The organism is Streptomyces sp. NPDC057743 (assembly GCF_042798755.1).
Taxonomy (GTDB): Bacteria; Actinomycetota; Actinomycetes; order Streptomycetales; family Streptomycetaceae; genus Streptomyces.
The window spans coordinates 24321-37734 of sequence record NZ_JBHVJX010000055.1 but is presented as its reverse complement, the minus strand read 5'-3'; the positions used below and the strand labels follow the sequence as shown (position 1 = coordinate 37734).

Here is a 13414-nt window from a genome sequence, read left to right as displayed (position 1 = left end):
AGCAACACCGCCCGCCACGCCCACGCCGACACCGCGGACGTGGCCCTGACCCTGCGCCACCGACAGCTGACCCTCACCGTCACGGACAACGGAGTGGGCATCCCCGAACACACCAACCGCCGCAGCGGCCTACACAACCTCGCCCAACGAGCCGAGGAACTCGGCGGATCCCTGACCATCAACACACCAAAGGACGGCGGAACCCGCCTCACCTGGTCGGCGCCCCTCCCCGCCTGACTCCCGTCCCCGCCTGACTCCCGCCGCCCCTACGTCCGTTGCGTCCGCGTCCGCATCGCCCCGCTGGCGATCACCAACGTAGCGACCGCTGCCGCCGCGACGGAGCGACGGGGCGGAACTACGTTCCGTGGTCCGGCACTTCGTGCCCGCTCCGGACGACGACGACCGGACACGGCGCATGCTGGGTGCAGTGTTGACCGACCGAGCCCAGCAGAGCGCCCGTGAACCCGCCGTGGCCATGGCTGCCGATCACCAACAGGTCAGCGCCCTTGGCCTGGTCCAACAGCACCGCCGCGGGAGTGCCGTAGGCCAGGCTGCGGTGGACCCGGGCCACCTGCGCCGGCGGCACGACCTCCTCGATGGCGTCATCGAGGGCTCGGCTCGCCACACCCTTCAGATCGCCGGCGAGTTCCTGGGGCGCGTCGATCCAGCCGATCGAGCCGTACAGCGGCGGGTACTCCCACGCGGTCACCGCGCGCACGACACCGTCGGTCAGCTCGGCCTGGCGCACCGCCCAACGCAGCGCCTCCTTCGAGGAATCCGAACCGTCGACGCCCACGACGATGCGGTCCTGCTGCCCCGGCTCTCCACCCATGACGACCTCCGTGATCCGGCACCCGACAGCAGCGGCACCGCTCCTTGCGGCCCCGCCCGTCGTCAGCTTCCGGCGCAGCGAGGTGCGGGCGCTTAGGGCCACCGGTCCACACCGCCGGGACCACCCGGCCCCGGCCCGGCCGTTCGGCCTCTGCCCCGGATGTGACGACGGGCGGAGGATCGGACGGTGGGAGGCCGGCCCGGGTGGCGAGGCGTGTGTCCCAGTGACCGACGGCGCGGGCGGGCCCTGAGCGCACAGGGCCCGCCCAGCCGTCTGCGGCCGTGGGGTCAGTGGAGTTGGTTGCGGGCGTGGTCAAAGGCACGGGCGTGGCCGGCCTCGTCCTTGGCGTTGTGCGCGAAGAGCTCCGCGGCCTTGGCGTCGCCGGCCGTCTTGGCCTGGCGGGCGTAGGTGGGGTACATGATGCGGGACTCGTACTGTTCGCCGTTGACGGCGGTGGTGAGGTTCTTGCGGGCGGAGCCGACGACGCCGGCCAACTGTGCCTCGCCGGCGAAGTGTTCGCGCCGCTCGACGTCGGCGGTGCCGGTGAACAGACGGGCCAGCGCCTGGTTGCCGTGCGCGGCGGCAGCCTTGGCGAACTGGGTGTACTTGGCTGAGGCCATGGCCTCACCATGCAGCGCCGTGTCGAGGTTCTGCTTCGTCCGTGCCGCGCGGACCTTGGGCGCCCCCTCCCGCACGGTCACGGGTTGGACGCCGGGCGGCGCCGGGATGGTGCCCTTGCCGGTGCGGACGACCTCCAACGCCTTGGCGAACGCGGCGTGATGGCCGGCCTCGTCCTTGGCGATCTCCTCGAAGAGGTTGGCGGCGGCACTGTCGCCGTCCTGCCGGGCCTGCCTGGCGAAGGTGGGGTACATCGAGTGCGATTCGTACTCCTCGCCCTTCAGCGCCGCCTGCAGGTTGGCCGCGTCACTGCCGGCCAGACCACTGAGCTTGGCCTCCTCAGCGAAGTGCTCCCCCAACTCCACCTTGGCCGTGCGCTGGAACAGTTGCCGCACCGACGGCAGGCCCTTGGCGCGTGCCTGGTCGGCGAACAGGGAGTAGGTGGCGTAGGCATACGCCTCGCCCCGCATCGACGCATCGAGATCGGTACGGGTCTGCGCGTGCAACGCCGCAACCGCCTCGGGGGCCACCACGGCGGCGGCAGCCGCGGGCACACTGACCGCAAGGGCCAGGGCACCCGTCGACAGGGTGCGCGTCGTCAGGGCACGCATCGAGAAAGGGATCATGCGGACCTCCACACTCGGACCGGAGAACCCCCCAAGGCATCACACCAACGAGTGACGCCCCGAGCCATCACGACGCGGCGATCGGGTGACGCCTTACCTCACCCACCGTGACAATGCCCAGGTGAGAGGGGTGCACCGCATTCCGACACCTGCGGGGGCCACAATCCACGGCCTGAGCCGATTGCGCGCGGCGGGTCCGCGGGTCCGACTCCCACAGACGGAACGGCGAGATCCCATCTGTATGGCCCCGGCAGCCGACCGCGGGCAGTGTGGCACGACCGGCCGCCCTCGCATCGCCGACCACCTCGATGCGCTCCGGGGACGAACCGACCCGACCCGGCCCCGGAGCCATGCCCTGCGGACGGGTGCGCCGTGCGCCTGCGCCGCCCGTCTGCGCGCCGATACTCCCGCCTGGAATGACCGTTCGGCCCTACTGCGGACGTTTTCCCGGCAATTACCTGGAATGGCACGCCGGTCGTGCCCAGGTGACTCCGCCGTCACGAGTGGGCCTCAGCACACGCGCAGGCGGGGCACCGACCGTCCCGTCGCACGAGAGGAAGCGATCCCCATGCAGTTCAAGAAGGGCGACCACGTAGGTTTCTCGACGCACCCCGACGAGGCGGAAAGGACTGAGCGGGGAACCGTCGTGGAGGTCACGCAGGGCCGCAAGGGCGAGTCTCACTACGAGGTGCGTCGCGATGCGGACCCTTCCGGACCGGACTACTTCTTCGGGGAGAACGACGTGGAGAAAGTCTGACGGCGACGCCTTGGGCGGGTGGCCGGTCGCTCACGGCGGCGGACGCACCGACTGGCCGCGTGGCGCGGTCCGTAGGGTGGTGACGGGAGGTGCCTGACCCGTCGGAAGGCCGTGCGACCTGGGGAGAATCCCGGCTCGTTCAACCGGGCTGGAAAGCCTGGTTCGGGGCGGGGCTGCTGTTGGCGGCCGCGGCGGGGGTGGCGGTTTGGCGGCGGCGGGAACTTGCACGGGCGTTCGCCCTCATCTCCCGGGTGGATCTACCTCAGTTGACGGTTGCGGTGGCCTGCGAAGCGCTCTCCATCGTGTGCCTCGCCGCCGTATCCCGCTGGTTGCTCGGGGCGGGGGGTGTGCGGTGGAGCCTGCGGCGCACGACGGCGGTCGTGGTGGCGGCCAACGCCGTGGCGGGCGCTCTGCCCGGAGGGGCCGCCCTCGCTACTGCCTGGGCGTTCCGGCAGCTCAGCCGCCGCCGCGTGGGGCCGGCGCTGGCCGCCGCGGTCCTCTTCTGCGCCGGAGCGCTCTCGGCGCTGGGCCTGGGCATCTTGGTCGTGACCGGTGTGCTGGCCGCCGGCACGGGGGGCGCGACCACCGCAGCCGTCGTGCTGCGTCCACTCGCCGGCGTTCTGGGGCTGATGTTGCTGGTCGGCCTGGTGTTGTTGGGGCTCTCCAACTCGGCGGGCACCCGCGCGCTGGCGCGGAGGTACTGGGACGGCGTGGCACGACGCCACGCGCGTGCACGCGCAGTACCGCAGGCGCTGGCGCAGGTGGTGGAGCAGGCACGAAGCCTGCGGCCCGGTTTCAGGAACTGGCTGTGGCCGGCCGGCCTCGCATTGCTGAACTGGGCCTTCGACGCGGCCTGCCTGGCCGCCTGCCTGTGGGCGCTGGGCGTCGCCGTGCCCTGGCCCGGCCTGCTCCTCGCATACGCCCTCACTCAGGTCCCGGGCAGCCTGCGCCTGACGCCAGGGAGTCTGGGTGTGGTCGAGACGACCCTGTCCGCGCTGCTCGTGCTGTACGGCCTGCCGCCGGTCGCCGCGATCGGCGGGACGCTGCTGTACCGCGCCCTCAGCTACTGGGCCCTCCAGCCGATCGGCTGGGCGTGCTGGATCGGCGTCACTCTGGACGCTCCTCGAACTGGGCGCAACGTCCCTCCTGTTCCATCGGACAAGCCCTAGAACCAACCGGGGCGGTGGGGAGCGGAGAACGTCACGACCGTGGCAGGCCCTTCGCGTCGTCGACGTCGAAGCCGAGGTGGTTCGTCACATCGACGACGCCGTCGACACCCTGGCACAGGCGAAGCGCGATGGGTATCAGGCTGCGGTAGGGCACGGTTCCGCCGAGCGTCACCCTTCCCTCGGTCACCTCGACCGTGACCGTGCCGGGGTCCAGGCCAAGGGTGCGGGCCAGGACGTCGGTGGTGATCTCGTCGAGGATGGTGGCGTCCCGCCGCAGGAAGACGTGCACCAGATCGGTGCGGCTGACGATGCCCACCAGTCGGTCGGCGTCGTCCACGACAGGCAGCCGCTTGACCCGGTGGCGGGCCATGGTGCGGGCCGCCTCCACCACCGACCACTGTGGCCGTGCCGTGACGGCCGGGCTGGTCATCAGCCCCTCCGCGGTGAGCGCCTGCGCCTTGGCGCGTTCCCCGGGTGGTAGGTGCGCGTCAGGCCGACGTCCCTCGGGATCCGGGCGGCTCTGCTGCTTGCGCAGCAGGTCCGCCTCGGACACCACCCCGACCGGACGGTCCTGGTCATCGACGACCGGGACCGCCGTGATGTCGTGGTCCGTGAGGTGCTGGGCGATGTCCTTGAAGCCCGTGTCGCGCCGGACGCGCACCACGGACGTCGTCATGAGGTCTTTGACCTTCCGATGCAGCATCAACCCGTCCCTTCTTCCAGCGCTGACGGTGCACGCCCTTCTTTCACCATCCGCCCGGTGGGGAGTCGCCGCGCGTCCAGGCCCCGGCCTTCCGACGAGGGCCGGCGCGGTTGGCTGCGGACGCCGCGGACCGCGGCGGGCGCGGGTCCGTGCCGGTGGTTCAGTCGTGCGGAACGACGGCGACCGGGCACGGTGCGTGGTGCGCCGCGGCGTGCGCGACGTTGCCCAACCGCGGGGCCAGTGCGGGCCGTTGCCTGCGTCGCCCGAGTACCAGCAGGTCGGCGGTGGCCGCCTCGTGCACCACGGCCCGGGCGGCGCTCTCCAGCCGTACGACGTCGACCACCGACACTCCGGCGAACCGCCCGCGCCACGGTCGTAGCGCCTCGTCCAGTTCCTTCCGAGCGTCCGCCGTGATCTCGCTGATGGCGTCGGGGTCCAGGGCCCACGGCACATACACCGCCACCGGCAGGCTCCGCCCGTGCACGACGTGCAGGGGCACCTCGCGTGCGGCGGCGGTCTGGAAGGCGAACCGCAACAGTTCGTCGCACGGGCCGTGCAGGCTGACCCCCACCACCACTCCCCCGGTGCGGGGGGCCGCCTGCGCGTCCTGGTCCAGCCCGGCGCGCACCAGGGCCACCGGACACTCGGCCTGCGCGACGACGTCCATGCTGGTGTCGCCGAGGAAGAAGCTCGCGGCATGGGACAGTCCGCGTGAACCGAGCACCAGTAGCTGGGACCGGTGCGCCACGTCGAGCAGGGCGGTCACGGCATCCGCGGCGACCAGGTCCTCCGCGATGCGAAGGTCGGGGTACTGGTCATGGAGTTCGACGTGGGCGTCGTGCACGATCAGCTTCGCCCAGTAGTTCTGATCCACCTCCGGCGGCGTCCCCACCGCTTCCGGGGCGAGCATCGGCCAGGCGTGCAGCAGGCTCAGCGTCGCCTTGCGGCGGTCGGCCTCCTCGGCAGCCCAGTGAGCGGCGGCCAGGCTCTCGGCCGAGCCGTCCAGTCCCACGGTGACAAGGGATTCCATGGCCATTGCCGCCCTCCGTTCACGAGTCGGAGCGGGCCATGCGGGCCTTTCTTCCCCTCCAGCGTGTCGTCGCCGCGGGGTCCGTGACAGGGCCGCTCGGCCCTGCCCCGTCGCCCAACGGTCCAGCCGGCCCGGCTTCCGGGCCCTTCGGCCCCGTGCGTGCGGCACCGGGTTCCTTGACCGTGAGGAAGAGGGGGTTCCGGAGGGATCCGCGATGGCGTGGGAGACGATCCGCAAGGCTGCCACGGCGGGTGTGCCGCCCAACCTCGCCGACTACGCGCGGGAACGCTCGGCTTTCAGCTGGTCCCGTGCACGGGCGGCGCTGGACGGTCTGCCCGACGGCGGGCTGAACATGGCGCACGAGGCCGTCGACCGGCACACCGCATCGGGCCGCGGCGACAGGGTCGCACTGCGCTGTATCGCCCCCGACGGCACGGTCACCACCGTCAGCTACGCGGAACTGGCCCGCCGCACGGCCCGTTTCGCGCACGTTCTGCGGTCGCTCGGAGTCGGCCGCGGTGACCGGGTGTTCACCCTGCTCGGTCGGTGCCCGGAGCTCTACACCGCCGTCCTCGGCACCCTGAAGAACGTCGGCGTGCTGTGTCCGCTCTTCTCCGCCTTCGGGCCGGACCCGGTCGAGCAGCGCCTACGGCTGGGAGACGCCCGCGTACTGGTCACCACGGCCGACCTGTATCGCCGCAAGGTCGCCGACCGCAGATCGGCGCTTCGCGGGCTCGCCCACGTCCTCATCGTCGGTCCCGGCGCCGGGGAGCTGCCCGGCACGCTCTCGTTCGACGCGCTGATGGCCGCGGCCCCGGACCGTTTCGTCATCCCGCCGACCTCCCCCGAGGAGACCGCGCTGCTGCACTTCACCAGCGGCACGACCGGGTCCCCCAAGGGCGCGATCCACGTCCACGATGCCGTCGTGGCGCACCACGCCACCGCCGCCTACGCGCTCGACCTGCACCCCGAGGACGTGTACTGGTGCACCGCCGACCCCGGTTGGGTCACCGGCATGTCGTACGGCATCATCGCCCCGCTCACCCATGGCGTGACGGTCGTGGTCGACGAGGGGGACTTCGACGCCCTGCGCTGGTACCGCATCCTCGACGAGCAGCGGGTCAGCGTCTGGTACACCGCGCCCACGGCGCTGCGCATGCTGATGCGCACCAGCCCCCGGCGGTCCCCCGACCAGCCGGTGGCGCACGACCTGCCGGCGCTGCGCTTCGTCGCGTCCGTCGGGGAGCCCCTCAACCCGGAGGCCGTGGTGTGGGGCCAGGAGGCGCTGGGGCTGCCGGTCCACGACAACTGGTGGCAGACCGAGACCGGTTGCATCATGATCGCCAACTTCGCGGCCTGCGAGATCCGGCCCGGGTCGATGGGCCGTCCGCTGCCGGGGGTGGAGGCGACGGTGCTGGAGCGCGGTGCGGACGGCCGCGCGCTGGTCGTCGGGGGCGCGGTGCGGGAGGTGGAAAGCCCGGGCGTCGAGGGCGAGTTGGCGCTGCGCCCCGGCTGGCCGTCGATGTTCCGCGGGTATCTGCACGACCAGGAGCGTTACGCGGCGGCGTTCGCCGGCGGGTGGTACCTGACCGGGGACCTGGTCCGGCGGGACGAGGACGGCTGGTACTGGTTCGTCGGGCGCGCCGACGACGTCATCAAGTCGGCGGGGCACCTGGTCGGCCCCTTCGAGGTGGAGAGCGTGCTGATGGAGCACCCGGCCGTCGCGGAGGCCGGGGTGATCGGGCGGCCGGACCCCGTGGCGGGCGACATCATCAAGGCGTTCGTCTCGCTGCGGCCGGGCACCGAACCGTCGGCCGCGCTGCGCCGGGAACTGCTGGCCTTCGGCCGGCGGCGGCTGGGGCCGGCCGTCGCGCCCCGGGAGATCGCCTTCGACCAGAACCTGCCCAAGACCCGCAGCGGCAAGGTGATGCGACGGTTGCTGCGCGCCCGCGAACTCGGGCTGCCGACCGGCGACTTGTCCACGTTGGAGGGATCGGCATGAGCCCGAGGGCCGGCACCCACAAGCGCAAGTCCGTCCCCGGCTCGGACGTGATGGCCCGGGCCGGACATCGCGGCGAGCTGCTGCACGCCATGCTGCGCATCCGACGCTTCGAGGAGCGCTGCGTCGAGTTGTACAGCGCCGCGAAGATCCGCGGTTTCGTCCACCTCTACATCGGCGAGGAGGCCGTCGCCGTCGGCGTCAACGAGGCCCTGACCACCGAGGACGCGGTGGTGTCCACCTACCGCGAGCACGGTCACGCGCTGGCCCGCGGCATCCCGGCGGCGGACATCATGGCCGAGATGTACGGCAAGTCCACCGGGTGCAGCGGCGGCCGGGGCGGTTCCATGCACCTCTTCGACGCCGAACGCCGCTTCTACGGCGGCAACGCGATCGTCGCCGGCGGGCTCCCGTTGGCCGCGGGGCTCGCGCTCGCCGACCTGATGCGCGGTCAAACCCGCCCCACCTGTTGCTTCTTCGGCGACGGCGCCTACGCCGAGGGCGAGTTCCACGAGACGGCGAACCTGGCCGCGCTGTGGGGGCTCCCGCTGTTGTTCGTGTGCGAGAACAACCTGTACGCCATGGGCACCGCCCTGGACCGGCACGAGGCGCAGACCGACCTGGCCCTGCGCGCCGCCTCCTACGGCATGGCTGCCTGGGCGGTGGACGGCATGGACGTCGAAGCCGTAGCGCGGGCCGCCGGTCGCGCGGCCGAGAGCATCCGGGGTGGCGGCGGACCGCACTTCCTCGAAATGCGCACCTACCGCTTCCGCGCCCACTCGATGTACGACCCGGACCGCTACCGCGACAGGGCGGAGATCGAGCGGTGGAAGGCCCGTGACCCGATCACCCGCCTCACGGACCGGATGCGCGAGGACGGCGAGCCGGTCGAGGAGTTGCTCCACTGTGTCGAGGACCGGGTCACCGAGGAGGTCGACGCCGCCGTCGCGGCGGCCGAGGAGGCGCCCGAGGAGCCGGTCGAGAACCTGCTGGCGCACGTCACCAGCCGCCCCGTGGAGGTGAGGTGACCCATGGCCGTGGGCCACGACGGTGGGACGAAGACGACGTACCGGGAGGCGATGCGGGAGGCCCTCCGCGAGGCGTTGCGCGCCGACGACCGGGTCTTCCTGATGGGCGAGGACGTGGGCCGGTACGGCGGCTGCTTCGGCGTCAGCCTCGGCCTGCTGGAGGAGTTCGGGCCGGAGCGGGTGCGCGACACCCCCCTGTCGGAGTCCGCGTTCGTGGGTGCGGGCATCGGCGCGGCACTGAACGGAATGCGGCCGATCGTCGAGATCATGACCGTCAACTTCAGCCTGCTCGCCCTGGACCAGATCCTCAACAACGCCGCCACCCTGCTGCACATGTCCGGCGGCCAGCTGTCCGTACCGCTCGTGATCCGGATGACGACCGGCGCGGGACGGCAACTGGCGGCGCAGCACTCGCACAGCCTCGAAGGGTGGTACGCGCACATCCCCGGCATCCGGGTGCTCGCCCCGGCGACCGTCGAGGACGCCCGTCGTGTGCTCGCCCCCGCGCTGGCCGACCCCGATCCCGTCCTGATCTTCGAGCACGGCAGCCTCTACAACGCGGACGGCGAACTCGCCCCGCCCGGCGCCTCGGTGGACCTGGACCACGCCGCGGTCCGCAGACCGGGCACCGACATCTCCCTGATCACCTACGGCGGTTCGCTCCCCAAAGCGCTCGCGGCGGCTGACGAGCTGACGGCCGACGGCATCGACGCCGAGGTCCTGGACCTGCGCAGCCTCCGCCCCCTCGACGGTGCGGCTCTCGCCGCCTCCGTGGCGCACACGCACCGCGCGGTGGTGGTCGACGAGGGCTGGCGCAGCGGCAGTCTCGCCGCGGAGGTGTCGGCGAGGATCGCCGAGGAGTCGCTCTACGAACTGGACGCGCCGGTCGAGCGGGTGTGCAGCGCGGAGGCCCCCATCCCCTACGCGCGCCTGCTCGAACAGGCCGCGCTGCCGCAGACCGCCGACATCGTGGCGGCCGCACACCGGGCGGTGGGCTGACCATGGCCGACTTCACGATGCCGTCACTGGGCGCGGACATGGACGAGGGGGTGCTCCAGGAGTGGTTGGTGCACGCCGGCGACCTGGTCCACAAAGGAGACCCCGTCGCGGTCGTCGAGACCGCGAAGTCCACCATCGAGGTGGAGTGCTTCGAAACCGGCAGGGTCGGGCAGTTGCTCGTGTCCCCGGGCACGACCGTACCGGTGGGCACACCGCTCGCGCGGATCGATACGACGGTGAAGCTCGGCGCGGCCGGGCAACCGGCGCCCCCCGCAAGGTCGCCGAACCCGCAACGCCTCCCGCCGGAGGAGAGGGCACGGCCGAGGCCGCGGAAGACGACGCGGAAGCCGAAGCCCGCTACGGCCCCGGAGGCACCCGCCCCTCCCCCCGGCCGCGAACGAACCCCGCACCGCGGCCGCGGAGACGAAGGTCCCCTCGTCCGACACCTCGCCGAGCGGGCCGGCATCGCCCTGGACACCGTCCATGGGACGGGGCCCGGCGGGCGCATCACCCGCGCTGATGTCGAGCGAGCCGCTCCCGCAGGTCGACCGCCCACCCGGATCACCCCCTACGCCCGAAGGCTGGCCCGCGAACTGGGCGTTGACCTCGCCGGCGTACGGGGCGCCGGCGCGAACGGCACCATCCGCGCGGCGGACGTCCGTGCCGCGGCCCCCGGCCCGACGGCGCCGATCGAGCCGCAAGCTGCCCACGGGACACCCGCCCGCCCCGTCGAGCGCCGGCGGGAGGCGAGGATGCGCGAGGCCATAGCGGGCCTGATGTCCCGCGCCAACCGGGACATCCCCCACTACTACCTCTCCACCACGGTCGACATGACCGCGGCCCTGGCCTGGCTTCACCACCACAACCACCGTGCCCCGGTCACCGAACGGATCCTGCCCGCCGCCCTGTTGCTCAAGGCCGCGGCCCGCGCGGCGCGGGAGGTACCCGAGGTGAACGGCTACTGGATCGACGACCGCTTCGCCGCCGAGGACGAGGTACGCCTCGGCGTGGCGATATCCCTGCGCGGCGGCGGCCTCGTCGCCCCCGTCCTGCACCACGCCGACACCCTCGAACTCCCGTCCCTGATGGCCGAGTTGAAGGACCTGGTCGCTCGCGCCCGCACCAGCCGGCTGCGCGGCTCGGAGGCGGCGGACCCGACCCTCACGGTCACCAACCTCGGTGACCAAGGCGTGGAATCCGTCCTCGGCGTCATCTACCCACCCCAAGTGGCCCTGGTCGGCTTCGGCCGGGTCGTCGAACGGCCGTGGGCGGTCGACGGCCTGCTCGGCGTACGGCCCGTGGTCACGGCCACCCTCTCGGCGGACCACCGGGCAACCGACGGCGCCACCGGAGCCCGCTACCTCACCGCCGTCGACCGCCTCTTGCAGGGCCCGGAGGAACTATGAAACACCCGGAGGAACGATGAAACGCGACGAAGCCCTGGCCATCGTCAAGGAGTCGCTGGCCGACGTCGTGCCGGACGCCGACGTCACCACCCTGGGCCCCAACGACACCTTCCGGGACGCGCTGGGAATCGACTCGCTCGACTTCCTGACCTTCCTCGAACTCCTCACCAAGCGCACCGGCGTCCGGATCGACGACGAGGACACCCCCTACCTCACCACGCTCGCGGACAGCACCAGGTTCCTGGTGAGCCATGCGCGGTGATCGGCCGTGACGTCGCCGGTCGGCAGGTCAACCACGGTCACGTCAACCACGCCGGGGCCCGAAGGCTCGGGCTGATCTGCACCGTTGGCCGCACGGAACACCGGCCGCAGGTGCGGTGCTGGCCAACTCCCAAGCCTGCCTGACCGTTTCAGGGCTGCGTCGGATTCAGGACTGCGTCGGGCCTGACGGTGAGCCTCGGAGGGTGGCCAGACGCCGCTGGTACTCCTCTTCGTCGATCTCGCCGCGCGCGTACCGCTCGCTCAGGATCTGTTCGGCACCGGACCCGTGGCCGGGGGTGCCGGGCGGGGGCGGGGTGCCCTGGTTGGGGTGTCCGCCGCTGTGTGAACGCTGGGCGAAGGCGCGGAAGATCAGAACGGCAACGATGATGATCAGCAGCCAGAACAGGATGTTGCCGACCAGCATCCACGGCCACATCCACCCGCCGCCGTTTCCGTACCAGTACATCATCACGGTTCACTTCCCAGGTCAGGGACGGCTTGGAGCAGGCGCCCGCGGTGCCTCCCCTTCATGCTCCCTCCCGGGCACACGGGCTGAAGAGGTCCGGACGGCCCCCGCCGGGTACCGGTGGGCCCGTATTTCGGGCGGGCACGCGAGGAGGGCGACGGAGGCAAGGGGGACCGAAGCTCGGCAGGAGCCGCCGAGTTCGTCATGGCACGAAGGGCGCCACATGACCACCGCACCCCGGGGGCAGCCCGTCAGCCGATCGGCACAGGCGTGTGGCGACGCCGCGGCCGGGTTCCGACCGGTCCCTACCCGTGGGCCGGACGGCCCTTCATCCGGGCGGCTCGTCCCATAACCCACCCCACTTCCCCTGTGACACGTTCAGCACAGGAAACCACGGATGTCGAGGAGACCGAAGGGCAGCGAGTCGGGCGCGACTTCGACGCGCCACGCGGACCGAACGCCGCCGAGAACCGCCCCGCGCCACGAGCCGAGGAGGACCCATGACCGATCCAATCGTCGTCGGAGTTGACGGCTCCGGACGCAGTCTGCGCGCCCTGACCTGGGCTGCCCACGAGGCCGCGCTGCACGGACATCCCCTGCGCATCGTCCACGTCCTGCCGTCGGAACACGATCAGGAGCTCACGGCGGAAGCACGCGCTTGGTGGGAGCACCAGCGCGACGAGGGCGTGGTGGACGAAGCCACCGCGATCGCCAAGGAGCTCCGCCCCGGACTGGACGTCACTTCGGATCTGCCGTCGGGGGCCCCGGCAGCGGTTCTCCTGTCGGAGTCCGAGCATGCGCACACCCTCGTGCTGGGTGCGAAGGGCACGGGCGGCTTCGCGAGCCTGTTGCTGGGCTCGGTCACCGTGCAGGTCGTCGGGCACACCGCCTGCCCGGTGGTCGTCGTCAACCATGTCACCGCGGGCCACCGTCGCATAGTCGTCGGGGCCGACGGTTCGGCACACTCCGAGGCCGCCCTCGCCTACGCCTTCCACGAGGCTTCGGTGCGCGACGTGCAACTGCGGGTAGTGCACGCCTCGGGTGCTCCGGCGCTCCCCGCGCAGGTCAGCACCGAACCCGAGAAGGCGGCCCAGGAGGCCGCGGAACGCAAGCGCATGCTGGAAGAGTGGCTGGCCCCGCTGCGGCGGGAACACCCCACGGTCGACGTGAGGGAGGACGTGGTCCGGGACACCCCGATCCTCGCCCTGGCCCGCGCTTCCGACCGGGCCGACCTGTTGATCGTCGGTTCCCGCGGCCGTGGCGGCTTCCACGGCCTGGCCATCGGCTCGGTCAGTCAAGCGCTGTTGCAGTACTCCCAGTGTCCCCTCGCCGTCGTCCGCCCCCGGCCGACCGAGGCCACCGCTTGACGGACGCCACATCTCACGTTCGGGAGCAGCCATCGGGGTTGTGCCGTTCCTGCGGCGGCCTCGTGCTGGGCATCGGCTCCGATCTGGTGTGGGTGGAACGCCGGCTGCGGGCCCGGAAGTTGGCGGATCGGGAACACACGGAACCGTTCGGTC

The 13414-nt window shown here is 72.0% G+C and carries 14 protein-coding genes; 9 read left to right on the top strand and 5 right to left on the bottom strand.

Annotated elements, in window-relative coordinates; translation table 11 throughout:
* Positions 1–237 (top strand): sensor histidine kinase (locus ACFVFQ_RS35785; RefSeq protein WP_383424372.1); only part of this gene is annotated, 237 nt, incomplete at its 5' end.
* Positions 238–355: 118 nt separating this feature from the next.
* On the opposite strand, the gene ACFVFQ_RS35780 is transcribed toward ACFVFQ_RS35785, so the two are convergent.
* A complete protein-coding gene (locus ACFVFQ_RS35780; RefSeq protein ID WP_383424370.1) occupies positions 356–832 on the bottom strand; it encodes a universal stress protein in 477 nt (158 codons plus the stop codon).
* A 287-nt stretch (positions 833–1119) separates the two neighbouring features.
* Complete coding sequence (locus ACFVFQ_RS35775) at positions 1120–2076, bottom strand: rubrerythrin family protein (RefSeq protein WP_383424368.1); 957 nt, start codon at positions 2074–2076, stop codon at positions 1120–1122.
* Between the two features lie 568 nt (positions 2077–2644).
* On the opposite strand from ACFVFQ_RS35775, the gene ACFVFQ_RS35770 reads away from it, so the two are divergent.
* Positions 2645–2833, top strand: a complete 189-nt coding sequence (locus ACFVFQ_RS35770) for a hypothetical protein (protein ID WP_383424366.1) — start codon at positions 2645–2647, stop codon at positions 2831–2833.
* Positions 2834–2922: 89 nt separating this feature from the next.
* Complete coding sequence (locus tag ACFVFQ_RS35765; RefSeq protein ID WP_383424364.1) at positions 2923–4002, top strand: YbhN family protein; 1080 nt, start codon at positions 2923–2925, stop codon at positions 4000–4002.
* 31 nt (positions 4003–4033) lie between these two features.
* On the opposite strand, the gene ACFVFQ_RS35760 is transcribed toward ACFVFQ_RS35765, so the two are convergent.
* Complete coding sequence (locus tag ACFVFQ_RS35760; protein WP_383424362.1) at positions 4034–4705, bottom strand: CBS domain-containing protein; 672 nt, start codon at positions 4703–4705, stop codon at positions 4034–4036.
* A gap of 160 nt (positions 4706–4865) precedes the next feature.
* A complete protein-coding gene (locus ACFVFQ_RS35755; protein WP_383424360.1) occupies positions 4866–5741 on the bottom strand; it encodes a universal stress protein in 876 nt (291 codons plus the stop codon).
* 208 nt (positions 5742–5949) lie between these two features.
* Between ACFVFQ_RS35755 and acsA the strand changes: the two genes are divergently transcribed.
* The 5 genes from acsA to ACFVFQ_RS35730 are packed head-to-tail and all read left to right on the top strand — an operon-like array spanning position 5950 to position 11429.
* Positions 5950–7737 (top strand): acetate--CoA ligase, encoded by a 1788-nt coding sequence (gene acsA / locus ACFVFQ_RS35750; RefSeq protein WP_383424358.1) that lies wholly within the window; start codon positions 5950–5952, stop codon positions 7735–7737.
* Positions 7734–8762: a pyruvate dehydrogenase (acetyl-transferring) E1 component subunit alpha gene (gene pdhA / locus ACFVFQ_RS35745; RefSeq protein WP_383424356.1), complete on the top strand. Its 1029-nt coding sequence runs from the start codon at positions 7734–7736 to the stop codon at positions 8760–8762. The genes acsA and pdhA overlap by 4 nt, the downstream gene beginning before the upstream one ends.
* Positions 8763–8765: 3 nt before the next feature.
* Complete coding sequence (locus ACFVFQ_RS35740) at positions 8766–9761, top strand: alpha-ketoacid dehydrogenase subunit beta (RefSeq protein WP_383424354.1); 996 nt, start codon at positions 8766–8768, stop codon at positions 9759–9761.
* Positions 9762–9763: 2 nt separating this feature from the next.
* A complete protein-coding gene (locus ACFVFQ_RS35735; protein WP_383424352.1) occupies positions 9764–11167 on the top strand; it encodes a dihydrolipoamide acetyltransferase family protein in 1404 nt (467 codons plus the stop codon).
* A 16-nt stretch (positions 11168–11183) separates the two neighbouring features.
* On the top strand, positions 11184–11429 hold the full coding sequence (locus ACFVFQ_RS35730; protein WP_383424350.1) for an acyl carrier protein: 246 nt from the start codon (positions 11184–11186) through the stop codon (positions 11427–11429).
* Positions 11430–11594: 165 nt separating this feature from the next.
* Here the strand turns inward: ACFVFQ_RS35730 and ACFVFQ_RS35725 are convergent, their stop codons facing one another.
* Positions 11595–11897, bottom strand: coding sequence for an SHOCT domain-containing protein (locus ACFVFQ_RS35725; RefSeq protein WP_383424380.1), 303 nt, complete (start codon positions 11895–11897; stop codon positions 11595–11597).
* Positions 11898–12394: 497 nt separating this feature from the next.
* Here ACFVFQ_RS35725 and ACFVFQ_RS35720 point away from each other — a divergent pair, with 497 nt between their 5' ends.
* Positions 12395–13261 carry a universal stress protein gene (locus ACFVFQ_RS35720; RefSeq protein WP_383424348.1) on the top strand — a complete coding sequence of 289 codons (867 nt, stop codon included), beginning with the start codon at positions 12395–12397 and terminating at the stop codon, positions 13259–13261.
* Positions 13262–13414 lie beyond the last annotated feature (153 nt).

What these genes read in the sequence shown, in the direction of transcription:
- ACFVFQ_RS35760 (WP_383424362.1), bottom strand. Translation starts at nt 4,705, where the DNA reads ATGCTGCATCGGAAGGTCAAAGACCTCATGACGACGTCCGTGGTGCGC.
- ACFVFQ_RS35720 (WP_383424348.1), top strand. Translation starts at nt 12,395, where the DNA reads ATGACCGATCCAATCGTCGTCGGAGTTGACGGCTCCGGACGCAGTCTG.
- ACFVFQ_RS35775 (WP_383424368.1), bottom strand. Translation starts at nt 2,076, where the DNA reads ATGATCCCTTTCTCGATGCGTGCCCTGACGACGCGCACCCTGTCGACG.
- acsA (WP_383424358.1), top strand. Translation starts at nt 5,950, where the DNA reads ATGGCGTGGGAGACGATCCGCAAGGCTGCCACGGCGGGTGTGCCGCCC.
- ACFVFQ_RS35770 (WP_383424366.1), top strand. Translation starts at nt 2,645, where the DNA reads ATGCAGTTCAAGAAGGGCGACCACGTAGGTTTCTCGACGCACCCCGAC.
- ACFVFQ_RS35730 (WP_383424350.1), top strand. Translation starts at nt 11,184, where the DNA reads ATGAAACGCGACGAAGCCCTGGCCATCGTCAAGGAGTCGCTGGCCGAC.
- ACFVFQ_RS35740 (WP_383424354.1), top strand. Translation starts at nt 8,766, where the DNA reads ATGGCCGTGGGCCACGACGGTGGGACGAAGACGACGTACCGGGAGGCG.
- ACFVFQ_RS35755 (WP_383424360.1), bottom strand. Translation starts at nt 5,741, where the DNA reads ATGGCCATGGAATCCCTTGTCACCGTGGGACTGGACGGCTCGGCCGAG.
- pdhA (WP_383424356.1), top strand. Translation starts at nt 7,734, where the DNA reads ATGAGCCCGAGGGCCGGCACCCACAAGCGCAAGTCCGTCCCCGGCTCG.
- ACFVFQ_RS35780 (WP_383424370.1), bottom strand. Translation starts at nt 832, where the DNA reads ATGGGTGGAGAGCCGGGGCAGCAGGACCGCATCGTCGTGGGCGTCGAC.
- ACFVFQ_RS35725 (WP_383424380.1), bottom strand. Translation starts at nt 11,897, where the DNA reads ATGATGTACTGGTACGGAAACGGCGGCGGGTGGATGTGGCCGTGGATG.
- ACFVFQ_RS35735 (WP_383424352.1), top strand. Translation starts at nt 9,764, where the DNA reads ATGGCCGACTTCACGATGCCGTCACTGGGCGCGGACATGGACGAGGGG.